This window comes from Pseudomonas sp. SWRI22, from assembly GCF_014268395.2.
Lineage (GTDB): Bacteria > Pseudomonadota > Gammaproteobacteria > Pseudomonadales > Pseudomonadaceae > Aquipseudomonas > Aquipseudomonas paracarnis.
Genome location: NZ_JABWQK020000002.1, coordinates 585,035 through 609,755, shown reverse-complemented (window position 1 = coordinate 609,755; position 24,721 = coordinate 585,035). Strand labels below are relative to the sequence as shown.

General features: G+C 59.1%; 21 protein-coding genes. 11 read left to right on the top strand and 10 right to left on the bottom strand.

Annotation, left to right across the window (positions count from 1 at the left end; genetic code table 11):
* Positions 1 to 9 precede the first annotated feature (9 nt).
* The 4 genes from HU730_RS20135 to aqpZ all read left to right on the top strand — a co-directional run bounded on the left by HU730_RS20135 (position 10) and on the right by aqpZ (position 4,172).
* Complete coding sequence (locus HU730_RS20135; protein WP_034128294.1) at positions 10 to 813, top strand: alpha/beta hydrolase; 804 nt, start codon at positions 10 to 12, stop codon at positions 811 to 813.
* Positions 814 to 816: 3 nt separating this feature from the next.
* Positions 817 to 1,380, top strand: a complete 564-nt coding sequence (locus tag HU730_RS20130) for a peptidylprolyl isomerase (protein WP_034128293.1) — start codon at positions 817 to 819, stop codon at positions 1,378 to 1,380.
* A gap of 82 nt (positions 1,381 to 1,462) precedes the next feature.
* The gene (locus HU730_RS20125) at positions 1,463 to 3,295 is read left to right on the top strand and encodes an ABC transporter ATP-binding protein (RefSeq protein WP_054897840.1); all 1,833 of its coding nucleotides are present in this window, start codon (positions 1,463 to 1,465) and stop codon (positions 3,293 to 3,295) included.
* 175 nt (positions 3,296 to 3,470) lie between these two features.
* Positions 3,471 to 4,172, top strand: a complete 702-nt coding sequence (gene aqpZ, locus HU730_RS20120) for an aquaporin Z (protein WP_186526527.1) — start codon at positions 3,471 to 3,473, stop codon at positions 4,170 to 4,172.
* A 148-nt stretch (positions 4,173 to 4,320) separates the two neighbouring features.
* On the opposite strand, the gene HU730_RS20115 is transcribed toward aqpZ, so the two are convergent.
* The 3 genes from HU730_RS20115 to HU730_RS20105 all read right to left on the bottom strand — a co-directional run bounded on the left by HU730_RS20115 (position 4,321) and on the right by HU730_RS20105 (position 6,027).
* A complete protein-coding gene (locus HU730_RS20115) occupies positions 4,321 to 4,569 on the bottom strand; it encodes a BrnA antitoxin family protein (protein WP_186526528.1) in 249 nt (82 codons plus the stop codon).
* Positions 4,547 to 4,825, bottom strand: a complete 279-nt coding sequence (locus tag HU730_RS20110; RefSeq protein WP_186526529.1) for a BrnT family toxin — start codon at positions 4,823 to 4,825, stop codon at positions 4,547 to 4,549. Before HU730_RS20110 ends, HU730_RS20115 begins: the two co-directional genes overlap by 23 nt.
* 77 nt (positions 4,826 to 4,902) lie before the next feature.
* On the bottom strand, positions 4,903 to 6,027 hold the full coding sequence (locus HU730_RS20105) for a GNAT family N-acetyltransferase (RefSeq protein ID WP_034128289.1): 1,125 nt from the start codon (positions 6,025 to 6,027) through the stop codon (positions 4,903 to 4,905).
* 285 nt (positions 6,028 to 6,312) lie between these two features.
* On the opposite strand from HU730_RS20105, the gene HU730_RS20100 reads away from it, so the two are divergent.
* Entirely contained in the window at positions 6,313 to 7,635 is a 1,323-nt protein-coding gene (locus tag HU730_RS20100) for a putative porin (protein ID WP_003193136.1), read from the top strand.
* Positions 7,636 to 7,667: 32 nt separating this feature from the next.
* On the opposite strand, the gene HU730_RS20095 is transcribed toward HU730_RS20100, so the two are convergent.
* The 5 genes from HU730_RS20095 to aceK all read right to left on the bottom strand — a co-directional run bounded on the left by HU730_RS20095 (position 7,668) and on the right by aceK (position 15,838).
* Positions 7,668 to 7,904, bottom strand: coding sequence for a zf-HC2 domain-containing protein (locus HU730_RS20095; protein WP_014719432.1), 237 nt, complete (start codon positions 7,902 to 7,904; stop codon positions 7,668 to 7,670).
* Positions 7,898 to 8,512, bottom strand: coding sequence for an RNA polymerase sigma factor (locus HU730_RS20090; RefSeq protein ID WP_014719433.1), 615 nt, complete (start codon positions 8,510 to 8,512; stop codon positions 7,898 to 7,900). The genes HU730_RS20095 and HU730_RS20090 overlap by 7 nt, the downstream gene beginning before the upstream one ends.
* A gap of 145 nt (positions 8,513 to 8,657) precedes the next feature.
* Positions 8,658 to 9,779 carry a beta-ketoacyl-ACP synthase III gene (locus HU730_RS20085; RefSeq protein WP_034128411.1) on the bottom strand — a complete coding sequence of 374 codons (1,122 nt, stop codon included), beginning with the start codon at positions 9,777 to 9,779 and terminating at the stop codon, positions 8,658 to 8,660.
* 312 nt (positions 9,780 to 10,091) lie between these two features.
* Positions 10,092 to 14,003, bottom strand: coding sequence for an ATP-dependent RNA helicase HrpA (gene hrpA / locus HU730_RS20080; RefSeq protein ID WP_096143525.1), 3,912 nt, complete (start codon positions 14,001 to 14,003; stop codon positions 10,092 to 10,094).
* 125 nt (positions 14,004 to 14,128) lie between these two features.
* Complete coding sequence (gene aceK, locus HU730_RS20075) at positions 14,129 to 15,838, bottom strand: bifunctional isocitrate dehydrogenase kinase/phosphatase (RefSeq protein WP_186526530.1); 1,710 nt, start codon at positions 15,836 to 15,838, stop codon at positions 14,129 to 14,131.
* A gap of 161 nt (positions 15,839 to 15,999) precedes the next feature.
* Here aceK and HU730_RS20070 point away from each other — a divergent pair, with 161 nt between their 5' ends.
* Entirely contained in the window at positions 16,000 to 16,884 is an 885-nt protein-coding gene (locus HU730_RS20070) for a DMT family transporter (protein ID WP_060764443.1), read from the top strand.
* A gap of 130 nt (positions 16,885 to 17,014) precedes the next feature.
* Here HU730_RS20070 and HU730_RS20065 read toward each other — a convergent pair whose 3' ends face one another.
* Positions 17,015 to 17,875: a DMT family transporter gene (locus HU730_RS20065; protein WP_096143526.1), complete on the bottom strand. Its 861-nt coding sequence runs from the start codon at positions 17,873 to 17,875 to the stop codon at positions 17,015 to 17,017.
* Positions 17,876 to 18,296: 421 nt separating this feature from the next.
* Between HU730_RS20065 and HU730_RS20060 the strand changes: the two genes are divergently transcribed.
* From HU730_RS20060 to HU730_RS20045, 4 genes are all read left to right on the top strand, one after another.
* Positions 18,297 to 19,088, top strand: a complete 792-nt coding sequence (locus HU730_RS20060) for a CPBP family intramembrane glutamic endopeptidase (RefSeq protein WP_096143527.1) — start codon at positions 18,297 to 18,299, stop codon at positions 19,086 to 19,088.
* A gap of 216 nt (positions 19,089 to 19,304) precedes the next feature.
* Positions 19,305 to 20,870 (top strand): PAS domain-containing methyl-accepting chemotaxis protein, encoded by a 1,566-nt coding sequence (locus HU730_RS20055; RefSeq protein ID WP_034128405.1) that lies wholly within the window; start codon positions 19,305 to 19,307, stop codon positions 20,868 to 20,870.
* 163 nt (positions 20,871 to 21,033) lie between these two features.
* A complete protein-coding gene (locus tag HU730_RS20050; protein WP_034128404.1) occupies positions 21,034 to 21,891 on the top strand; it encodes a hypothetical protein in 858 nt (285 codons plus the stop codon).
* A 123-nt stretch (positions 21,892 to 22,014) separates the two neighbouring features.
* On the top strand, positions 22,015 to 22,464 hold the full coding sequence (locus HU730_RS20045) for a hypothetical protein (protein ID WP_138763826.1): 450 nt from the start codon (positions 22,015 to 22,017) through the stop codon (positions 22,462 to 22,464).
* Between the two features lie 59 nt (positions 22,465 to 22,523).
* Here the strand turns inward: HU730_RS20045 and HU730_RS20040 are convergent, their stop codons facing one another.
* Complete coding sequence (locus HU730_RS20040) at positions 22,524 to 23,210, bottom strand: alpha/beta family hydrolase (protein ID WP_034128403.1); 687 nt, start codon at positions 23,208 to 23,210, stop codon at positions 22,524 to 22,526.
* 79 nt (positions 23,211 to 23,289) lie between these two features.
* Between HU730_RS20040 and ccoN the strand changes: the two genes are divergently transcribed.
* A complete protein-coding gene (gene ccoN, locus HU730_RS20035; RefSeq protein WP_034128402.1) occupies positions 23,290 to 24,714 on the top strand; it encodes a cytochrome-c oxidase, cbb3-type subunit I in 1,425 nt (474 codons plus the stop codon).
* Positions 24,715 to 24,721 lie beyond the last annotated feature (7 nt).

The window sequence follows — 24,721 nt, the reverse complement described above, 5'->3', positions numbered from 1 at the left end:
AGTTCATCCATGGCCTGGTTCGATCATGAAGGCTGCAGCCTGCATTACGAGGAATACGGCCATGGCAACCCCCTGATCCTGATCCACGGCCTGGGCTCCAGCAGCCAGGATTGGGAACTGCAAATACCGGTACTCGCCCGGCACTACCGCCTGATCGTGGTTGACGTGCGCGGCCATGGTCGCTCGGACAAACCCCGGGAGCGCTACAGCATCAAAGGGTTTACCTTCGACCTGGTCGCCCTGATCGAACACCTGGACCTGCCAGCGGCCCACGTGGTGGGTTTATCCATGGGCGGCATGATCGCCTTCCAACTGGCGGTGGATGAACCCCTGCGGGTCAAGAGCCTGTGCATCGTCAACAGCGCGCCTGAGGTCAAGGTGCGCAGTGCCGACGACTATTGGCAGTGGGCCAAACGCTGGACCCTGGCCCGCGTGCTCAGCCTGGGCACCATCGGCAAGGCCTTGGGCGATCGGCTGTTCCCAAAACCTGAGCAGGCCGACCTGCGCCGCAAGATGGCCGAACGCTGGGCAAGCAACGACAAACGTGCTTATCTCGCCAGCTTCGACGCCATCGTGGGCTGGGGCGTGCAGGAACAACTGTCGAGAATTGCCTGTCCAACCCTGGTCATCAGCTCCGACCATGACTACACCCCAGTGGCGCAGAAAGAAATCTATGTAAAACTGCTGCCCGATGCGCGGCTGGTGGTCATCGAAGATTCCCGCCATGCCACGCCCTTGGATCAACCCGAGGTCTTTAACGCGACCTTGCTCGAGTTTTTAAAGACCGTCGAAACCACTACCCAGGATCACTGACCCATGCTGAAAAAAATCGCCTTCTTTGCCGGTTCCGCCCTGTTCGCTGCCAACCTGATGGCGGCCGAGCCGGCCAAGGCGCCACACGTGTTGCTCGACACCACCAACGGCCAGATTGAAATCGAACTGGACCCGGTCAAGGCGCCGATCAGCACCAAGAACTTCCTGGCCTATGTCGACAAGGGCTTCTACACCAACACGATCTTTCACCGCGTGATCCCCGGCTTCATGGTCCAGGGCGGCGGGTTCACCCAGCAAATGGCGCAAAAGCCGACCGAAGCACCGATCAAGAACGAAGCCAGCAATGGCCTGCATAACGTGCGTGGCACCTTGTCCATGGCTCGCACCAATGACCCGAACTCGGCCACCAGCCAATTCTTCATCAACGTGGCTGACAATGCCTTCCTCGACCCGGGCCGCGATGCCGGTTATGCCGTGTTCGCCAAAGTGGTCAAGGGCATGGACGTGGTAGACATCATCGTCAACTCCCAGACCACCACCAAGCAAGGCATGCAGAACGTGCCTATCGATCCTGTGATCATCAAGTCGGCCAAGCGCATCGACTGAGGTCCGCAGGCAGCTTTGCACGGTGCCCGCATGGCACCGTGCACCTTTGAAAGGAGAGCCCGCCCGGCGGGCGTCAAACCTAATGCTCTATCGTCGTTTTGAACAACTGATCGATATTTTCCGCGACGCCCCCAGCGCGGCCCCTCCCGAAAAAGTCCTGCCCTTCTATCTCTATTACCTGCGCCAGGTGTGGCCGTGCTTCGCCGCGCTGCTGGTGGTGGGGCTGGTCGGCGCCCTGATCGAAGTTGCGTTGTTCAGCTACCTGAGCCGCATCATCGACCTGGCCCAGGGCACGCCACCGGCGAATTTTTTCCAGATCCACAGCGCCGAGCTGATCTGGATGGCCGTGGTCGCCCTGTTATTGCGCCCGCTCTTCAACGGCCTGCATGACTTGCTGGTGCACCAGACCATCAACCCTGGCATGACCAGCCTGATTCGCTGGCAGAACCACAGCTACGTGCTCAAGCAGAGCCTGAATTTCTTTCAAAACGATTTCGCCGGGCGCATCGCCCAGCGGATCATGCAAACCGGCAACTCCTTGCGTGACTCGGCGGTGGCGACCGCGGAGGCTATCTGGCACGTGTCGATCTACGCCATCAGTGCCCTGGTGTTGTTTGCCGAGGCCGACTGGCGGCTGATGATTCCGCTGATCACCTGGATCGTTTGCTACAGCCTGGCCCTGCGTTACTTCGTACCTCGGGTGAAAGAACGCTCGGTGATTTCCTCCGAGGCGCGCTCCAAACTGATGGGCCGAATCGTCGACGGCTACACCAATATCACCACTTTGAAGCTGTTCGCCCATACGCAGAACGAACAGGAATACGCCAAGCAAGCGATCATCGAGCAGACCGAAAAAACCCAACTGGCCGCCCGCGTGCTCACCAGCATGGACACCGTGATCTGTATTCTGAACGGCTTGCTGATTGTCACCACTACTGGCCTGGCCCTGTGGCTGTGGACCCAGTCGCTGATTTCCGTGGGCGCGATTGCCCTGGCCACCGGCCTGGTGATCCGCATCGTCAACATGTCCGGCTGGATCATGTGGGTGGTCAACGGCATCTTCGAAAACATCGGCATTGTGCAAGACGGCCTGAAGACCATCGCCCAGCCACTGGCCGTTATCGATCGGGAAAACGCTCCGCGCCTGACGGTGCCCCACGGCCAGGTACGCTTTGAGCAAGTGGACTTCCACTACGGCAAGAAGAGCGGAATCATTGGCGGCCTCAACCTTGAGATCAAGGCCGGGGAAAAGATCGGCTTGATCGGCCCATCCGGCGCGGGCAAGTCGACGCTGGTCAACCTGCTGCTGCGCCTTTACGACCTGCAGGGCGGGCGCATCCTCATCGACGGCCAGGACATCGCCGAGGTCGCCCAGGAGAGCCTGCGCGCACAAATCGGCATGATCACCCAAGACACCTCGTTGCTGCACCGCTCGATCCGCGACAACCTGCTGTATGGCAAGCCCGACGCAACTGACGAAGAACTCTGGGCGGCGGTGCACAAGGCCCGCGCCGATGAGTTCATCCCGCTGCTGTCGGATTCCGAGGGCCGCACCGGGCTGGATGCCCATGTGGGTGAACGCGGGGTGAAACTCTCCGGCGGGCAACGCCAGCGTATCGCTATCGCCCGTGTGCTGCTCAAGGACGCACCGATCCTGATCATGGACGAAGCCACCTCTGCGCTGGACTCTGAAGTGGAAGCGGCGATCCAGGAGAGCCTGGAAACCTTGATGCAGGGCAAGACGGTGATCGCAATTGCACACCGGTTGTCGACCATCGCACGAATGGACCGCCTGGTGGTGCTGGAAAAAGGCCAGATTGCCGAAAGCGGCAGCCATTCAGAGTTGTTGGCATACGGCGGGCTTTATTCGCGGTTATGGCAGCATCAGACCGGGGGTTTTGTCGGCATAGACTGATTTCGCTGGGTAAAGCCCCGCTCAATTCCGAACAATTCTGACAGCTTTCTCTATCTGGCTGGTCTTGCGACACAATCCTGCTGTACTGCAATCAGGCCCCAGGAGGGCCCTGATTTAAGGCGGCAGGGAAGCCACACAGACCGTTAATCAGATAGAGCAATCTAAGGAAGTGTTCATGTCACTGTTCAAACGCTCCGTAACGGAAGGACTGGGTACGTTTTGGCTGGTGTTGGGTGGCTGCGGGAGTGCGGTGTTGGCCGCAGCGTTCCCCAACGTCGGCATCGGCCTGCTCGGGGTGTCCCTGGCTTTCGGGCTCACGGTGCTGACCATGGCATTTGCCATCGGGCATATCAGCGGCTGTCACCTTAACCCAGCCGTCTCGGTGGGGTTGGTGGTCGGCGGCAGATTCCCGGCCAGGGAGTTGCCGGCCTACATCGTGTCGCAAGTGATCGGTGGCGCCATCGCCGCCGCACTGCTGTACTTCATCGCCAGCGGCAAACCCGGGTTCGAACTGGCCTCCGGGCTGGCAAGCAATGGTTATGGCGAGCATTCACCCGGTGGTTATTCAATGGCGGCAGGCTTTGTCTGTGAGCTGGTGATGACGGCGATGTTCGTGCTGATCATCCTTGGCGCCACCGACCGTCGAGCCCCGGCAGGCTTCGCGCCCATCGCCATTGGCCTGGGGCTGACGCTGATCCACCTTATCTCCATCCCGGTGACCAACACCTCGGTCAACCCGGCCCGCAGCACAGGGCCTGCGTTGATTGTCGGCGGCTGGGCGCTGCAGCAATTGTGGCTGTTCTGGCTCGCGCCCATCGTCGGCGCGGTGATCGGCGGCATTACGTACCGATGGGTGGGTTCAGAAAAAACAGCTTGACCCACTCCCTGCAGGAGCGAGCTTGCTCGCGAAAAACGCCAACGATGACGCGGTGCATACAGCTGTAATCCCGCGTCGTCTGCACGTTCTTCGCGAGCAAGCTCGCTCCTACAGGGTGTTTTACTGGCTGACTTCAATTGAATGCGCTTCAACCTTGGTGGGCTTGCATGTACTGACGCAACAATTGATTAATACGTGTCTGATATCCGGTGCCTTGGCCTTTGAACCACTCCAGAACATCGGCATCCAGTCGAATGGTCACGGCCTGCTTCACCGGAACACGTAACTGGGCGCGTCGAAAAAATTCGGCGTCCAACTCAGGAATATCGCTGGTGTCGATTTCTTTATCATTCATGTGGGCCAGGCGCTCCCAATCAGTTTTCGATGTTTGCGTCATAGTATTTGGCCTCCTTCTTGGTTGCTTTTCGCGCAGATATGATACGGATCACATCACCACACCGCTCGGTATATACGACCACACCCATTAACAATTTGATCCAGCCAATACTGATCCAACGCTCTTCGCCATAATCTGCCCGATCATCGCGCAAGGCCAGCATTGGATGCCGAAAAATATCTGGGGCGTCGTTAAAGTCGATGCCGTGCTTAGAAATATTGGCTTTGTTCTTAGATTCATCCCACTCAAAATGCATGGCACATCCTGTATGTACGTTTGTACATACAGATTAGCGATTTTATTGTTAGTCAGCAGGGTTGCCAGACCGATGGTTCAGACCTGCCGATAAGGCAGGGCCGCCCTCGCCTCTTCGGCATACGCCAGAACCCCCACCCGTTCACGCTCAAGAAAATCTTCCACAGCGTTCTTCAACCCAGGGTGGCGCAGGTAGTGCCATGACCGCGTAATCACCGGCTCAAACCCGCGAATCAATTTGTGCTCACCCTGGGCACCTGCATCGAAGCGTTGCAGGCCGTGGGCGATGGCGTAGTCCATGCCCTGGTAGAAACAGGTTTCGAAATGCAGGCGGTCGAATTCCGCCAGGCAACCCCAGTAGCGACCATAGAAGCTGTCGCCACCGAGCAGGCTGAAGGCCATGGCCACCGGGCGCGTGCCTTGTTTGGCCAAGACTACGCGTATGGCTGCCGGCATGCGCTCAGCCAACAGGCTGAAAAATGCGCGGGTCAGGTAGGGCGATTGCCGGCGCACCGCGTAGGTGTTGGCGTAGCAGGCGTAAACAAAATCCCACTGGGATTCGCTCAGCTCATGGCCTTGCAACCACTCGAACTCGATCCCCTGCCCTGCCACTTGTTCGCGCTCTTTGCGCATCTGTTTGCGCTTGCGTGAACTCAGGGCGTCGAGGAAATCCTGGAAGTCGCGGTAACCACGGTTCTGCCAATGAAACTGACAACCCAGGCGTTGCAACCAGCCGGGGTGTTGGGCCATGGCTTCATCGGCGAGGGCATCGGTAAAGTTGATATGGGCGCTCGACAGGCCCTCGATCTCCAGATACCCCGGCAGGCTATTAAGCAATTCGAAAGCGTCTGCGGCACTGGCAGCCAATACGCGCGGCCCACCGACCGGGCTGAACGGCACGGCCGTCAGCAACTTGGGGTAATAGTCGATGCCGGCGCGCTCGCAAGCGTCGGCCCAGCCGTGATCGAACACGTACTCGCCATAAGAATGCCATTTGCGATAACCCGGCAATGCCGCCATCAACCGGTCGCCTTCCCAGTGCAGCAAGTGCTCCGTCTGCCAGCCCGAATGCGGGCCGATGCTGGCGCTGTCTTCCAGCGCACTGAGAAACCCATGCTGCATAAACGGCTGGGCCTGTGGCATCAGGGCATCCCACGTGTGCGCAGCGATATCGGACAGGCTGTCCAGGCGTTGCAGCGGCATCGGCATCCTCATTGTTTCTTGGCATGAAAACCTGGGGAGTATCGCTGATCACAGCCGCGCACACATCCTCAAAACACGCGGACAGACGTCAAAACCCTTAGTTCCGTTGCGTAACGATTTGTCATCTAGATGAAATCACTTAGCCACTACTCCGTCATAAACGGTCGCGATACTGACGCCAGTTTTTAGAGCGTCCGGGTCTACCGGGCGACATTTTTTCCGTCCGTCATGGGTCGGTTGTGTCCTGGAGGGTGTTGCCCTCCCTCCTCACTTTCGGAGATTGATATGCGTCTTGCTTCCACTAAAACTGCGGCGGTCCTGTGTGGCGGCCTGTTGCTGGCACTGAGCGTTCCGGCCAGCGCTGCAGTCGACGCTAAATTGCTCGACATGCTCAAGGCCAACGGCCAGATCACCGCGGCGCAGTACACCGAACTGCAAATGGAACTGGCCAGGGATCAGAAAGAGCAGCAGATCGCACGCCAGGCTCAACAAGAGACCAACGAGCAGATCGCGGCCACTGCGAAAAAAACCAACGAGCTGAGCAGCTTCGACCAGAAATTGGCTTGGGCAGCCAAGACCCAGTTCAAGGGTGACGTGCGCTTCCGCCAGGAAACCATCAAGATCGACGGCGAGCCCAATAACGGTGGGCGTGACAAAGACCGTCAACGCATTCGTGCCCGCCTGGGTGCCTACACCGAAATCAACCCGCAGGTGGACACTGGTATCCGTATCGCCACCGGCGGCGGCGATGATGCACGCTCCACCAACCAAGACCAGGATGGTTACTTCGATAAGAAGTCGATCTGGCTGGACCTCGGCTACATCGACTACCACCCGGACCAGATCAAGAACCTGCACGTGATCGGCGGCAAGATGCTGCAGCCGTGGGTGAACATGGGCGATGTGATCTGGGATAGCGACATCAACCCTGAAGGCCTGGCCGTCACCTACAAATACCCACTGGGTAGCAGCGCTGAGCTGTTCGGCAGCCTGGGTAACTACAACCTCAAGGACAACGTGGACGGTGACGGCGTGCAATTTCGCCATGACCTGCGCCTGACGTCCGGCCAGTTGGGCACGCGGTTCTCGGTCACCGACAACCTGAAAATGACCTTGGGCGGCAGTATCTACGCCTACAAGAACGACGAGGACAGCCGCTGCACAACCACCACCACGCCTTGCGCACTGGCGGTCAACGGCAACTCGGCCAACAATGAATTCCGCCTGTACGAAGGCTTTGCGCAAGCAGACATCGGTGGCCTGGCCGTGCCGCTGTCGTTCTACGGGCAGTACGTGAAAAACAACGATGCGGTGACCGACCAGGACACCGCCTGGTTGCTGGGTGCCAAGTCCAAGGTGTTCGGTTTGAACCTGGACTACAACTACCGCGACGTTCAACGTAATGCCGTCGTAGGCGCCTTCACCGATTCGGACTTCGCCAACGGCACCACCGGTTCGCGCGGTCACAAGATGAAAGTCAGCTACGACATCGACAAGAACTTCGCCATCGGCGCCACCTACTTCCTGACCAAGGCTGACTTCGCCAGCCGGACCCAGCGGGATGCCGATACCAACACCTTGCAGCTGGATGCTGAAGCCAAGTTCTAACGCTTAACATGTAGGAGCGAGCAAGCTCGCTCCTACATGATGTCTTTACGCCGCTCGGCGGCCAATTGTTCAGCCAGTGCATCAACACCCTCCACCGGCTCCTGCGGCATACGCTTGAGCGTTGCCTGCATCAGGCGCATCTGACGGATAAAGCGCCGGCAGTTCGGACAAAACATCAAGTGATGACGCACCAGCAGACGCTCCCGAAAGGTCAATTGCCCATCGAGATAGTCACTGGAACGCGCTACTTGTTCTTTACAGGTCAACATTCGCCCGTTTCCTCAAAATGCTCCACCGTGGCGAAGACTTTAAGCCGCGCTCGATGCAACAGCACACGGACGTTGGAGAGTGAAAGGGTCAGAAGATTACAGATTTCTTCCAGTTCCAGGCCCTGGCGTTCACGCAGGACCAGCACACTGCTTTGCAATTCTGACAAACTCAGAATCGTATGCTCCAGGCATTTGCGCAGTTCATCTTCGGTCAGCAGCGCTTCCGGGGTGTCCTGGTGCCAAGCGTAAGGGGCGACAGCCCAATGGCCATCATCCGGGCTGAAGCGGTCATCGCCAATGGTGCCGTGGGGTGAGGGCAAATCGTCGAGAAGGACTTCCCGACGATTTTGTTTGTAACGGCTCTTTGCGGAGTTGGCAGTGATCGTCAATAACCATGTCTTGAGGCTCGATCGCCCTTCGAACTTGGCCAGGTTGCGCACCACCGAGAGCCAGGCATCTTGCACCACCTCATCGGCATGGCGCTGACCGACGATGGCATACGCCACTGCCCGCATCGCACTCTGGTAAGTGTTGACCAAATCCTTATAAGCCCGCTGCTCACCCTTGAGCAGGCGTTCAAGCAGGTGCGCATCGTCCGCTGCTGCCATCGATTACCTCAATATTGCCGTGGAAATACGCTCAATGTGGGAGCTGGCTTGCCTGCGATCCAGACAACTCGGTGATTCAGGCACACCGAGCCGATGCCTTCGCAGGCAAGCCAGCTCCCACAGTAGATCGCGTCCGGCCACACACTCAGCGTTTGCGCAGGATCACACTGCCAATCGAATACCCGGCGCCAAAGGAGCTGAGTACGGCAACCGCGCCCTTGGGCAGGTCATCCTGATAAGTGTGAAACGCAATCACCGAGCCGGCCGAGCTGGTATTGGCGTAAGTATCGAGGATCACCGGCGCTTCTTCCACCGATGCCTCGCGTCCCAGCAGTTTTTTCACGATCAAGTGATTCATGCTCAGGTTGGCCTGGTGCAGCCAGAAACGCTTCACATCAGTGACACTCAGCTGGTTTTCTGCCAAGTGTTCGCCGATCAGTTCGGCCACCATCGGGCAAACATCGCGGAATACCTTGCGGCCTTCCTGCACGAACAGCTTGTCGGGGGCGCCGATGCCCTCTTCCGCCGTGCGGTTGAGAAAGCCGAAGTTGTTGCGAATGTTGTTGGAAAACTTGGTCAGCAGCTTGGTGCTCACCACATCGAACTGATGTTCGGACGTCGCCAGGTCAGCACGCTCCAGGATCACCGCCGTGGCGGCATCACCGAAGATGAAATGGCTGTCACGGTCACGAAAGTTCAGGTGGCCGGTGCAGACTTCCGGGTTGACCATCAGGATCGCCCGGGCCTGGCCCAACTGGATGCTGTTGGCCGCGTTCTGGATGCCGAAGGTGGCCGAGGAACACGCCACGTTCATGTCGAAGCCGAAACCCTGGATACCCAAGGCTTCCTGGACTTCAATGGCGATCGCCGGGTAGGCACGTTGCAGGTTGGAGCAGGCGACAATCACGCCATCAATGTCGGCGGCGGTCTTGCCGGCGCGCTGCAGGGCTTGTTCGGCGGCACCGATGGCCATCTGGCAAAGCACCGACCATTCGTCGTTGCTGCGCTCGGGCAGGCGCGGCGCCATGCGCTGCGGATCGAGGATGCCGTCTTTGTCCATCACAAAACGGCTCTTGATGCCGGATGCCTTTTCGATGAATGCCGCGCTCGACTCGGTCAGCGCCTGCACCTCGCCACGTTCGATAGCGGCGGCGTTGTCGGCGTTGAACTGTTGTACGTAGGCATTGAAAGACTGCACCAGCTCTTCGTTGGAGATGCTGTTGGCCGGGGTGTACAGGCCGGTGCCGCTGATGACGACGTTATGCACGGTCGTTCCTCTAAATCTGTCAGGCAGAAGATATTGGTACCGTCGTACCAAACTGTAAGTCGTTTGATTCCGTCCAGCAGGCATCAAACTGGCAACGCTTTATCTAATCTTGTAACCGCGAAGTTTGCCACAACGCCGGTGATTTGGCGCCATATGCCAGACAAACATCCAATTGTGGGAGGGGTTTGTCCTCATACCTGTAGGAGCGAGCTTGCTCGCGAAAAACTCACAGGCGCCGCGTTTATTCAGGAGAGCCGCGTTATCGTTGACGTTTTTCGCGAGCAAGCTCGCTCCTACAAGTGGGCCAGGGCTTCAGGGCTCTACCTGACTCCACTGCTTGCTCAAGCGCTTATCGGAAATCGGCACTTTGGTGCCCAACTGCTGAGCAAACAGCGACACCCGGTATTCCTCCAGCCACCAGCGGTATAGCTCCAACTGCGGGTCGCGCTTGCCTTCCTGGGTGTGTTTGTTCAAGCGGTTCTGGTACTGCGCCCACAGGCCGCCCAATTCGCTGCTCCACACGCGGTCCTTTTGCACCTGGCTCGGCAGTTTTTCCAGGCGCAGTTCGATGGCCTTGAGGAAACGCGGCAGTTCCTTGAACCACTGGGCCGGGGTTTCCCGCACAAAACCTGGATACACCAGGTTGCTCAGTTGCTGCTTGATATCGTTCAAGGCCACGGCCTGGGCCAGGTCGATCTTGCCTTTGAAGCGTTTTTGCAGGCCGTGCCAGAGCTTCAGCACTTCCAGGGTCAGGCGCGCCAAGCGTTCGGCGTGCTCAGTCCAACTGCCGCGCTTGCGTTCAGCCAAGGCTGCCAGGCCAGCGCCGTCCCGTGGCAGGCTATCTTCGCCTTCAAGTACGCAGGTATCGAGGCTGGCCAGCAGGATGTCTTCCACCAGCGCGTCGATACGCCCCAGTTCACGGTACATCAGGCCCAGCTCGGTCAAGCCCGGCAATTTGCCGCGCAGGAATTTCGCCGGTTCCGCCAATTGCTGCATCAGCAGGCGCTGCAAGGCGCGACGGTGCTGGAACTCGGCTTCGGCGGCAGTCGAGAAGCGCCCCTCCTTGACCGTGCCGTTCTCTTCCACCAGTGCCGGGTACACCGTCATTGATAGGCCGGCGATGTTCTGCTGGGTTTTTTCCGCCACCGCCGCAAACACCTTGGCCTCCACCGGCTGCTGGCTTTTCGCGGTTTGCGGCACGGCCAAAGCCGCCTGGCTGGCTTCGGCGAACCGTGCGGTGAGCTCGGCCAGGTCACGGCCTTCGCCGAGGAATTTGCCCTGGCCGTCGACCACTTCCAGGTTCATCTTCAGGTGATTCTCCACCTGTTGCGCCGCTTCCGCCCACGCCTCATCGCTGACCCGCGCACCGGTCATGCGCAGCAATTCACGCCCCAGCGCCTGGGGCAGCGAGCCCTGGCCGAATTCGATGCGTTGCAGCGCGGCCTTGACGAAGTCCGGCACCGGCACGAAGTTTTTGCGCAACGCCTTGGGCAAGTTGCGCACCAGAGCGATGCACTTGGCTTCGATCAACCCCGGCACCAGCCACTCCAGGCGCTCGGCTGGCAACGCCGGCAACAAAGGCGCCGGCACCCGCAGGGTCACGCCGTCACGGGGGTGGTTGGGTTCGAAGTGGTAACTCAAGGCCAGGGCCAGGTCACCCAAGTGCAAGGTGTCCGGGTAATGCGCGGCGGTGACTTCACTGGCCTCGCGGGCCAGTACGTCTTCTTCACGCATGATCAACAGTTGCGGATCTTTCTGGCTGTTGACCTTGTACCAACTGTCAAAGGTGGCGGTCTGGTGAATCTCTGCAGGCAGGCGCGCATCGTAGAAGGCGTACAGGGTTTCTTCATCGGCCAGGATGTCGCGACGGCGAGCCTTGGCTTCCAGCTCGTCGAGTTGCTCCAGCAGTTTCTGGTTGGCCGTCAGGCACTTGGCACGGGACTGAATCTCGCCGCGCACCAGGCCTTCACGAATAAACAACTCACGGGACACCACCGGGTCAATCGGCCCGTAATGCACCGGCCGGCGCCCGACCACGATCAGCCCGAACAGGGTGATCTGCTCAAAGGCCACCACCTGGCCGCGCTTCTTCTCCCAATGGGGTTCGAAGTGGTTTTTCTTGATCAGATGCCCGGCCAGCGGCTCGATCCAGTCGGCGTCGATTTTCGCCACCATGCGTGCATAGAGCTTGGTGGTTTCCACCAGTTCAGCGGTCATCAGCCATTGCGGGCGCTTCTTGCCGATGCCCGAAGACGGGTGAATCCAGAAGCGACGCTGGCGCGCGCCAAGGTAATCGCCGTCTTCGGTCTTCTGGCCGATCTGGCTGAGCAAGCCGGACAGTACCGCTTTATGCAGCTTCGGATAGTCCGCGGGCTCTTTGTTGAGGCTCAGCTGCATGTCGCGGCAGATCAGGCTCAATTGACGATGGGAGTCGCGCCACTCGCGCAGGCGCAAGTAGTTGAGGAAGTTTTTGCGGCACCAGTTGCGCAACGGGCTGGCGGTCAGTTCCTGGCGCTGCTCCTCGAAACCGCGCCACAGGTTGACCAGCCCGGCGAAGTCCGAATCCGGGTCTTTCCACTGTGCGTGGGCCTGGTCGGCCGCTTGTTGACGCTCCGGTGGGCGCTCGCGCGGGTCCTGGATCGACATGGCACTGGCGACGATCAACACTTCCTGCAAACTGCCCAGCTTGGCCGCTTCCAGCAACATGCGGCCCATGCGCGGGTCCACCGGCAAGCGGGCAAGCTGGCGGCCCAACGGCGTGAGCTGGCTGTTGCGGTCTACCGCCGAGAGTTCTTGCAGCAGGTTGAAACCGTCGCTGATGGCCTTGCCATCCGGCGGTTCGATAAACGGGAAATCGGTGATCTCGCCCAGGCGCAGGTGCAGCATCTGCAGGATCACGGCAGCGAGGTTGGTGCGCAGGATCTCCGGGTCGGTAAATTCCGGGCGCCCGATAAAGTCTTCTTCGCTGTACAAGCGCACGCAAATACCCGGCTCAACCCGGCCGCAACGGCCTTTACGCTGGTTGGCGCTGGCCTGGGAAATCGCCTCGATGGGCAAACGCTGCACTTTGGCGCGGTAGCTGTAGCGACTGATGCGCGCCGTACCGCTGTCGATCACGTAGCGAATGCCCGGCACGGTCAGCGAGGTTTCCGCGACGTTGGTCGCCAGCACCACGCGCCGGCCCGGGTGGGACTGGAAAATGCGTTGCTGCTCGGCCGGCGACAGCCGTGCGTACAACGGCAAAATCTCGGTGTGCTTGAGCTGGGCCTTGCGCAGCATGTCGGCCGCGTCACGAATCTCGCGCTCGCCGGGCAGGAACACCAATACATCGCCAGGACTGCGCCGTTCGCTGCGCTCATAGGCGGCGATTTCATCAAGGGTGGCAAGGATCGCCTGGTCGACGGTCAGGTCGTCCTCGACGCGGTTGCCCTCCTCGTCCTGTTCCAGGGTGAGTGGGCGATACCAGGTGTCCACCGGGAAGGTACGGCCCGACACCTCGACAATCGGCGCATCGTCGAAGTGCTTGGAAAAGCGCTCCAGGTCGATGGTGGCCGAGGTAATGATGACTTTCAGGTCGGGGCGACGCGGCAACAGGGTCTTGAGGTAGCCGAGCAGGAAGTCGATGTTCAGGCTGCGTTCGTGGGCTTCGTCGACGATGATCGTGTCGTAGCGCTCGAGGTAGCGGTCGTTCTGGGTTTCGGCCAGCAGGATGCCGTCGGTCATCAGCTTGATCAGGGTGTTGGAGTCACTCTGGTCTTCGAAGCGCACTTGGTAACCGACCAGCGCACCTAATGGCGTGGCCAGCTCTTCAGCGACACGGCTGGCGACACTGCGCGCTGCGATCCGGCGTGGCTGGGTGTGGCCGATCAGGCCGAACTGGCCGCGGCCGATTTCCAGGCAGATTTTCGGCAACTGGGTGGTTTTACCCGAACCGGTCTCACCGGCAATGATCAGCACCTGGTGCTTGTTCAGCGCGTCCTTGATCTCATCGCGCTTGGCAGCAATCGGCAGGCTGTCGTCGTAGCGAATCACCGGCAGGCTGGCGCGCCGCGCCGTGACCTGCGCGCACGATGCCTGCATGCGCGCCACCCACTGCGCCAACTTGTCCTCGTCGGGCTTCTTGCGCAGCTCAAGCAACTGCCGGCGTAAGCGGTGGCGGTCGGCGAGCATGGCGTGATCGAGGGTTTTGAGCAGTTGGTCGATGGTGGGTGCTTGGTCTGTCATCAGGTGCGTTTGGGTCGTCTATTTATGCAGGGGGCGAATTGTCGCAGAAAAGCAGCTGCTAGCGGCAAGCTTCAAGCAGCAAGTAAGGGCAGACCTACTTTCACTTGCCCCTTGCAGCTTGCAGCTTATGGCTGCTCTTTCCTCTTATAAGGGAACACGTCGATCACCTTGCCGGCACGAATCGCGTCCTGCAGGCCCTTCCAGTAGTCAGCGTTGTACAACTCGCCATGCAGCTCATCGAACAACCGGCGTTGCCCGGCGTCGGCAAACAGGAACGGCGGGAACTCTTCGGGGAACACATCCAGCGGGCCGATGGAGTACCAGGGCTCGGAGGCCATTTCATCCTCGGGGGTGCGCGGCGCGGGGATATGGCGGAAGTTGGCTTCGGTGAGAAAGCAGATTTCGTCGTAGTCGTAGAACACCACGCGGCCGTGGCGGGTGACGCCAAAGTTCTTCAGCAACATGTCGCCGGGGAAGATATTCGCCGCCGCCAGTTGCTTGATCGCCAGGCCGTAATCCTCCAATGCTTCGCGCACCTGAGCGGGGTTGGCGTTGTCGAGGTAGAGGTTGAGCGGGGTCATGCGTCGCTCGGTCCAGCAGTGGCGGATGAGCACGGTGTCGCCCTCCACTTCGACGGTACCGGCGGCGACTTCCAGCAGCTCGGCCAGGCACTCGGGCTCGAACTTGCTCAAGGGGAAGCGGAAGTCGGCGAACTCCTGGGTGTCGGCCATGCGCCCTACCCGGTCGACGCTTTTCACCAGGCGGTACTTTTCGATCACCGTGGCGCGGTTGACGTTTTTTGACGGCGAGAAGCGGTCCTTGATGATCTTGAACACCGTATTGAAACCCGGCAGCGTGAACACGCTCATGACCATGCCGCGCACGCCGGGGGCCATGATGAACTGGTCGTCGGTGGTGGCCAGGTGGTTGATCAGCGCGCGGTAGAACTCGGATTTGCCGTGCTTGTAGAAACCGATGGAGGTGTACAACTCGGCAATGTGCTTGCCCGGCAGGATGCGCTTGAGAAAGCCGATGAATTCCGCTGGCACGGGTACATCGACCATGAAATAGGAACGGGTGAACGAGAAGATGATCGACACGTCGGCTTCGTCAGTGATCAACGCATCGATCTGGATGCCACGCCCTTCGCGGTGCAGCAGCGGAATCACCAACGGCCATTGTTCGTCGCGGGTGTAGATGCGCCCCACGAGGTAGGCGCCTTTGTTGCGGTACAGCACTGAGGAAAACAACTCGACCTTGAGGTCCGGGTCCTTGCACACCCAATCCGGCAGGTTTTCCCGCAACTGGGCTTCGAGGCGGCGCAGGTCGGCGGGCAGGTCGGCGTAGGGTTCGCTGAAGCTGTAGTCAGAGAAGACCTGCGCCAGCATGTCCGCTATTTTACCGGCCGGCGTGTAGATATGGGTTTGCGCCGCCCGCGCCCGGCGCAGGCTAGGCCGAGTGGTATGGATGAACATGCAGCCGTCGCTGATCAGGTCATGGCTGAACAGGCCGCAGAAGATCGAGTTGTACCAGGTCTCCGACAGCTCATCGTCAAAGCGCAGGTCGATCAAGCCAATATAAGCGCTTTTTACCAAGGGCCACTGGCCGATGTCCTGCAATCCAGCAGGGTCGAAACTGGCGCGCAGACGGGTAGTCACCTCAGCGACTTTCTCCTCATAGAGATTGATGCGCGCCGCCGACGCGGCCTGCCCCTGCTGCCACTGGGCCTTCTCGAAACGCTCACGGGCGCCATCGGTGATCTGGCGGAAGTGCTCACGGTAATCGTCGAAACCGTCGAGGATCATCCGGGCGATAGCGAGGGCGGACTGCGACATGCGGGAAACCTCGAACGGGTATCTGGAAGCCCAGAGCTTAGCCAGTGAACCGAGGCAGGAGAAGAATGATTTTGCACGGGGGCAAACTGACTGCAATTAGCCATTGTGCCGACCTGCCCGCTGGGCAACACTTCTGCGCCCGATTGGCATAGGAGTTTTCCGTGAGACCTGTTGACACCCTGTATCTGCTGGGGCTGGCTGCCATCTGGGGCGCGAGTTTCCTGTTCATGCGCATCATCGCGCCGGAAATCGGCACGGTGCCCACCGCGTTTTTCCGCGTGTCGATTGCCGCCGCGGGCTTATTGGTGATCCTGGCGATGCTGCGCGTGAGCTGGGATTTCCAGGGCAAGTTCAAGACGGTCCTGCTGCTGGGCGTGATCAACTCGGGGATTCCCGCGACGATGTACTCGGTGGCGGCGCAGGTACTGCCGGCGGGTTATTCGGCGATTTTCAACGCCACCACACCGCTGATGGGTGTGCTGATCGGCGGGTTGTTTTTCAGCGAACGCCTGACGCCGGCAAAAATAGCGGGTGTGGCCTTGGGTCTGCTTGGTGTTGCCGTGCTCACCCGCGCGGGGCCGGTGGCATTTGATCTGGAACTGTTAATGGGCGCATTGGCGTGCCTGCTGGCGACCACCTGCTATGGCTTCGCCGGTTTCCTGGCGCGACGCTGGCTGGATCAGCGCGGCGGGTTGGACAGTCGTCTCTCTGCCTTGGGCAGTATGCTGGGTGCTACGTTGTTTTTGCTGCCGTTCTTCGCCTTCAGCGCCATCACCCAGCCACCGGCGAGTTGGGGCGGCTGGCAGGTGTGGGTGTCGCTGCTGGGATTGGGGCTGGTATGTACGGCGTTCGCCTACATTCTGTACTTCCGCCTGCTGTCATCCATCGGCCCGGTCAAGTCAATGACCGTGACCTTCATGATTCCGCCGTTCGGCGTGTTGTGGGGGGCGTTGTTGTTGGATGAGCCGCTGTCCATGGCTCATCTGTATGGTGGTGTATTGATTGCCGGGGCGTTGTGGTTGGTGTTGCGCCCGCAAAAACTGTAGGAGCGCCCCTGTGGCGAGGGAGCTTGCTCCCGCTCGACTGCGTAGCAGTCGCAAGCTCCTGGGGGCGCTTCGCACCCCAGCGCAAGCAAGCTTGCTCGCCACAGCTAGGTCGCTCCTACAGGGGTGGTTTCTAGCTCCTACGGAACACGAAGACCAAGCCGACGATGATCAACGCCATTCCCAGCACGCTCAACAGCGCCAGGCGGTTACCGAAGATCAGGTAGTCCATCACCGCGGTCACCGCCGGCACCAGATAGAACAAACTGGTGACATTCACCAGGTTGCCGCGGGCAATCAGCCGATACAGCAACAGCGTCGCCAGCACCGACACCACCAAGCCCATCCACAGCACCGGCAGGTAAAAGCCTGCACTGTGCTCGAAGTGGAACGGCTGGAACGGCACGAACACTCCGCACAGCAACAGCCCGGCCAAGTATTGCAGTGGCAGCGTGCCCAAAGGATTGTCGGTGATGCGCTTTTGCATGATCGAGCCAAACGTCATGCTCGCCAGCGCCAGCAGCCCGAACAGCATCCCGGCCAGGGACATGCCCGCCAACCCGATGCCCTGGTACACCACCATGATCAAGCCAGCCAACCCCAACCCCAGGCCGAACAGCCGGCGCCAGGAGCGTTGGCGCTCCATCAGCACCACGGTGAGGATCGGCTGCACACCCATGATGGTCGCCATCACCCCAGGGGTGACGTTGAGGTCCAGGGCCAGCAGATAGAAAATCTGATAGGCCCCCAGCAAAACCAGGCCCGTCGCCGCCGCATACAGCAGCGGCTTGCCGGGACGTGGCAGCTTCAACTTGAGGAGCGGGACCAGCACTACCAACCCCATCAGGGCAACGGCAAACCGGATCAACAGAAAGGCAAAGGGCGACGCATGGGCCAGGCCCAACTTGGAGAAGATCGCCCCGCTGCTCCACAGCAAGACAAACACGCTCGTCGAGGCCGCCGCGGCCACGGATTGTTTCGAAAGCACAGACATGGTTACCACCTGTTATCAGGCAAAAAAGCCGACTCAGTAAAAAACTGAATTTCAGTAGGTTTTTTCAGGCAGGCACGGGCAACAGCGAACCGCTGATCAGCCCGAAATGCCAACATCCGGCGGTGATACGACTGCGTACACCGGCGTGCTACTGACAGGTGGGGGGTAATGACTGATCTGCGCAGGCTGCTTGCCACGGCACGGCACGACCACGGCGTTGACCGCTGAATCGACTACCGCTATGCGCTGGGAAGCTGGCATGTGCTGATCTTTTTGAAGGGATATAAAGACGCGACGACTATAACCAGCCGCAAACATACTTTGCAATCCTTTCCCCCTTGCCTTGTACATGGAGGCGTTTTCATGCCCTAGAACCTGGCCACTCGCTATAATGCCGCCCGGATTTTTCGAAGGATTTCACATGATTGCTTTGCCCTGGCTGTACCTCACCCTACTTTCCATTGGCTATGTCGTAGCTTTGATCTACGGCCAACTGGGCGTACTGGCGGCGGTCTCCATCGCACTGCTGCTGGTGGCCGGGTACGCCGTGCGCCAGCAACGCAACCCTTGGGCACGCTACTTGGGCCAAGGCTTGTTTATCGTACTGGCCCTGGGCCTGGTGATGCACTGGCTGCCGGGTTTCTATAACGGCCGCGGTATTGCGCCCCAGCGTTTAACTCCGGACTCAGTGCCCTTCTCGATGTACCTGAACCAGGACAAGCCCCTGATCGGCTTCTGGCTGTTGCTGGCCTGCCCGTGGATTGTGGCGCGACGCTCATTGCGCCTGTCGATCTGCGTCACCGCCCTGGCACTGACCCTGACCGCCATCGTCGCACTGGGTGGTGCCGCACTGATGGGAATGATCAGTTGGGCGCCGAAATGGCCGGACCAGGCATGGCTGTGGGTACTCAATAACCTGCTGCTGGTGACGCTGGTGGAAGAAGCGCTGTTTCGTGGCTATGTTCAGGGGGGCCTGAGCCAACGTTTCAAACACTTGCCCTACGGCGAGAACCTCGCGCTGCTGCTGGCCTCGCTGTTATTCGGCCTGATGCATTGTGGTGCGGGTTGGCAATGGGTGACGCTGGCCAGTATTGCCGGGGTCGGTTACGGCCTGGCGTATCGCTTTGGCGGGCTCGGCGCAGCGATTGCCACGCATTTTGGCTTGAATCTGCTGCACTTCGGCTTGTTCACCTACCCGATGCTGGCCAGCTAAGCCTGCCCGACTGTAAGAACGAGCTGTTGTGGCGATGGAGCTTGCTCCCGCTCGGGTGCGTAGCGCCCGCAAGTTGTTTGGGGCCGCTTCGCAGCCCAGCGGGAGCAAGCTCCCTCGCCACAGTCGGCACTCTGCTCCCAGGATTGTTGCAAAAATAAGTTAAATAAATACCCAGCATGGCCGATACCCCCTGAAAGCCTTGCGGATTGAACAATCATGCGTAATAACCAACCCGTTACCCAGCGCGAACGTACCTTCCCCGCTCAGCAACGGTTGATCTCCACCACAGATGCCAAGGGTGTCATTACCTACTGCAACGACGCGTTTGTCGAAATCAGTGGGTTCACCCGCGACGAACTGGTCCGTGCTCCGCACAACCTGGTGCGTCACCCGGATGTGCCCTCGGCAGTGTTCGCGCACATGTGGTCCACGCTCAAACAAGGCTTGCCATGGATGGGCATTGTCAAGAATCGCTGCAAGACCGGTGACCACTACTGGGTTAACGCCTATGTAACACCGGTATTCGACGGTAACCAGGTGATCGGCTACGAATCGGTGCGCATCAAGCCCACCGCCGAGCAGATCCGCCGGGCCGAGGCGCTTTATCAACGCATCAACCAGGGCAAGTCGGCGATTCCCCAGCGCGACAAATGGCTGCCGGTGCTGCAGGACTGGCTGCCGTTTATCCTGGTCAGCCAACTGAGTTTCATGATCGGCGCCACCCTCACCTCCCAGTGGGGCTTTGCCTTGGCGGCAGCGTTGTCGGTGCCGTTGGGCCTGCTGGGCCTGAGCTGGCAACAGCGCGGCCTCAAGCGCTTGCTGCGCCTGGCCGAACAGACCACGTCCGACCCGCTGATTGCGCAGATGTACACCGACAGCCGTGGCGCACAAGCGCGCCTGGAAATGTCGATCCTCAGCCAGGAAGCGCGTCTGAAGACCTGCCTGACCCGCTTGCAGGACACTGCCGAGCACCTCAACGACCAGGCCGCCCAGTCCAACACCCTGGCGCACAGCAGCTCCAGCGGCCTGGAACGTCAGCGCGTGGAAACCGAACAGGTGGCCACCGCCGTCAACCAGATGGCTGCAACCACCCAGGAAGTTGCCAGCCATGTGCAGCGCACCGCCGACGCCACCCAGGAAGCCAACCGCCTGACCGGTCGCGGCCGCGATATCGCCGGGGAAACCCGCGAGGCGATTCAGCGGCTTTCGGCCGCCGTTGGCGAAACCGGCGTGACCGTCACTCAACTGGCCAAGGACAGCGATGAAATTGGCGGCGTTGTCGATGTAATCAAGGGCATCGCCGACCAGACCAACTTGCTGGCGCTCAACGCCGCTATCGAAGCCGCGCGTGCCGGTGAGATGGGCCGTGGCTTTGCGGTGGTCGCCGATGAAGTGCGCCAACTGGCGCAGCGTACGGCCGAATCCACCGGGCAGATCCATGCCCTGATCGCCAAGCTGCAACACACAGCGGCTGCGGCCGTGCAAACCATGGACGCCGGGCATCGCCAGGCTGAAGAGGGCGTAGCGCGTGTGATGGAAGCGGATCAGGCGTTGGTGGGCATCAGTGAGGCGGTGGCCAATATCACCGACATGACCACCCAGATTGCCGCGGCCACCGAAGAGCAAAGCGCCGTGGCCGAGGAGATCAGCCGCAACATCAGCACCATCGCGCTGTTGGCAGACCAGACCTCAGAGCAGGCGATGAACTCGGCGCAGTTGAGTGAAGAACTGACTCATACGGCGAATACTCAGTACTCGCTGGTGGAGCGTTTTAACCGGTAGAACTTCAGGGGCTCACTTTCTCCAACAAGTGAGCCCCTTGCAGATGGCTATCACTCATCATCTTTTTATCACCAAGCATTCTATAAAACTGTCAATTCTCACAGTTAACCTTTGAACGCCTCCCTCCTTATAGTGTGAACCTGTCAAACAGGAGCACACCGTTATGTCCCGGTCTACCGACTCAAATAGCGCCCTGCATCCCTTCCCAAAAACCATGGGGCGTGTGCAATGGACTGAAAAATCATCGAACAACGAAAGAACATTGGAAGGCTGGGCTCTGCCACTGCACCTATCCGAATACAATAATCAGTATTGGGTCAAGTTGACGCTCCAGTCCCCAGACACTCAACAATCACTGTTACTGAAAATACCTTGCGACTCCATAAGTACATCACCTAACAAATCAATCAAGCAAAACCCGGAAGCCTTCACCCACGTGTACATTCAAGGTGCAAACAATAACGCACCTGAAACGGAAGAACGTATTAAACCTGTCGGCGACATTGAAGTAACCGTTGACGAAAGCACAGGGAACACAACGCTGAATTTCGAAGGCTCTTTCACTGACACAGCGTCGGAATTATGCGAAATAAAATGCTGCTGTGAGTGGCCTGGAACTGCCCTTAACTCACAACGTTCGGTCTTTAAGTGGACAGAAGGACAAACTCAATACAAAACGGAGGGCTGGTTGGCCTACTCCAATTCAAGCAAGGCATGGTATCTGACCAGCGAGGAGGGAGAATGGGGTACGCCTCAATACCGTGAGTGGGCTATTTATATTTACTGCGACGATGAAAATGAACAGATCATCGATGAAACATTTAAAAACGGTGATGAGAAATCGAATTTTTACTATGCTCCCTTCGGCGGTGGCACCTATGAAGGCGAATACAATGTAACGCTTACACTGACTCAGCAGCCGTTGCGCTGCGAAGCCACCTTTAAAAATAAAATCCGCGACCGTGTAGAGATGACTGACGGCACGTTTCAGCCTATAAAAGACCCTACTCCCCCATCGTAATAAGGCTCGACAAAAGAGGTTTAAAACAAAATAAGTTTCACGTCTCAGCCGAGCGCGACACACTCAAGCTGGCATTTCTGAAAAAATCAGATAGCGCAAACCCCACGCGTAAAAGGTCTCACCATGAACCAAGAAATTATTTTCATCCCCGACTGCTATCTCTCTCAATCTGCAAACAACCATTTTGAATGGACATTTAAAAACTCTCAAACATCAATCACTGCAGAAAGAACAATTTTTGGTCATCGTACACAGACAAATACCTGGATATTTTCAGGGGCCATTGGAGAAAGTGAAAAGAATTTTTCTTCGTATTATTTTCATATCCCCTACCTAGGAGAAGCGCCGATAGACAATACGTATATACTTGACGGAATTTTACATTATGCTCTTTACATCTCTGCCCCTGGGGACATGCCTGGCACTACAGCGATTCCCGCCAAACACGCAACGCTGACAATAAAGCTCAACCCTGTTGAAGGCACGGCCAATGGCAACTTCGAGGCGTCCTTCGACAGTGAGTATGCTCAATACGACGCGACAGGACACTTCACGCTCATTAGGGACCGCTAGTGTTAAACCTCACGAAAACACTAGCCGAAATATCCCAACATAGAGAAACCTGCAAAGCGTCAGGCGAGAAAACCTGACGCTTTGATGGCCGCCGCCTCCAAATGCTGCTCATGACTGAACCCCGACGCCTTTAACGGCTTCAAATCATGATCCCCCGCCACCAGCCACATCACCTCAATGCTCGGCGATAACGCATACCCCTCCACCGCCGCTCGATTGCCCAAGGCATCACGCTCGCCCTGCACTATCAGCGTCGGCGTCGCAAGCGCAGCCAGATGCTCCACCCGAGGCTTTTGCGGCTTGCCCACCGCATAAAACGGATAGCCCAGGCACACCAACCCATCTGCGCCCAGCTCATCGGCCAACAAACTGGCCATGCGCCCGCCCATGGACTTGCCGCCAATCGCCAGTTTCCCAGCGACATGACGTCGCACCAGGGCATACACCTCACGCCACGCCTCCAGCAGTTTCGGCGCCGGATTCGGCGGGCGTTTGCCCCCGTCCAAGCGGCGCTGGGCCATGTACGGGAACTCGAAGCGCAACACGTTCACACCATGCCCGGCAAGGCGTGCAGCCATATCGTTCATGAACGCCGAGTCCATCGGTGCACCGGCGCCATGGGCCAGGATCAGCGTCACAGGCTCGCCCGAACGCTTGCCCGTGGCGACATCCCACAACCAGCCATGTTCCCGTACACACTGCGCCCATTGATCCCCGTCAATACTGGCCTTGTGCTCTTTGCCCATGCTTGCCTCGCTTTTTAGTCTGCCTATAACTCCAGCCCAAGTGCCGCACTTGCTTGGGTTGAACCGTGGATGGGGAACCATGAACACTACTTTAAGTACCGCCTATAACTACAAGGTGGTCCGCCAATTCGCCATTATGACGGTGGTGTGGGGCATCGTCGGCATGGGGCTCGGGGTTTTTCTCGCGGCCCAATTGGTTTGGCCTGCGCTCAACTTCGATTTGCCCTGGACCAGCTTCGGCCGTCTGCGCCCATTGCACACCAATGCGGTGATCTTCGCGTTCGGTGGCTGTGCGCTGTTCGCCAGCTCCTTTTACTCGGTGCAACGCACCTGCCAGACGCAGCTGTTCGCGCCGAAAGTCGCCGCGTTCTGCTTCTGGGGCTGGCAGCTTGTGATCCTGCTGGCCGCCATCAGCCTGCCACTGGGCTACACCAGCTCAAAGGAATACGCCGAGCTGGAATGGCCCATCGACATCCTGATCACCATCGTCTGGGTCGCCTACGCCATCGTGTTCTTCGGCACGATCATGAAACGCAAGACCAAGCACATCTATGTGGGCAACTGGTTCTTCGGTGCGTTCATCATCACCGTGGCCATTTTGCATATCGTCAATAACCTGGAAATCCCGGTCAGCCTGACCAAGTCCTACTCGCTGTACGGCGGTGCGACCGATGCCATGGTGCAGTGGTGGTATGGGCACAACGCGGTAGGCTTTTTCCTGACTGCGGGCTTCCTCGGCATGATGTACTACTTCGTGCCCAAACAGGCCGAGCGCCCGGTGTATTCCTATCGTTTGTCGATCGTGCACTTCTGGGCGTTGATCACCCTGTACATCTGGGCCGGCCCTCACCACTTGCACTACACCGCCTTGCCGGACTGGGCGCAGTCCCTGGGCATGGTAATGTCACTGGTGCTGCTGGCGCCAAGCTGGGGCGGCATGATCAACGGCATGATGACCCTCTCGGGTGCCTGGCATAAGTTGCGCAGCGACCCGATCCTGCGCTTCCTCGTCGTCTCCCTGGCCTTCTACGGCATGTCGACCTTCGAAGGCCCGATGATGGCGATCAAGACCGTCAACGCCCTCTCCCACTACACCGACTGGACCATCGGCCACGTACACGCCGGGGCGCTGGGCTGGGTGGCGATGATCTCCATCGGCGCGCTGTACCACATGATCCCGAAAGTCTTCGGTCGCGAGCAGATGTACAGCCTCGGCCTGATCAACGCGCACTTCTGGCTGGCCACCATCGGCACCGTGCTCTACATCGCCTCGATGTGGGTCAACGGCATCGCCCAGGGCCTGATGTGGCGTGCGGTCAACGAAGACGGCACCCTCACCTACTCCTTCGTCGAAACCCTGGTGGCCAGCCACCCAGGCTTCATCGTGCGTCTGGTGGGCGGTGCGATCTTCCTCAGCGGCATGTTCCTGATGGCTTACAACACATGGCGCACCGTGCGTTCGGCGCAACCTGCCGAAGTCACCGCTGCCGCGCAGATGGCCTGAGGAGTCG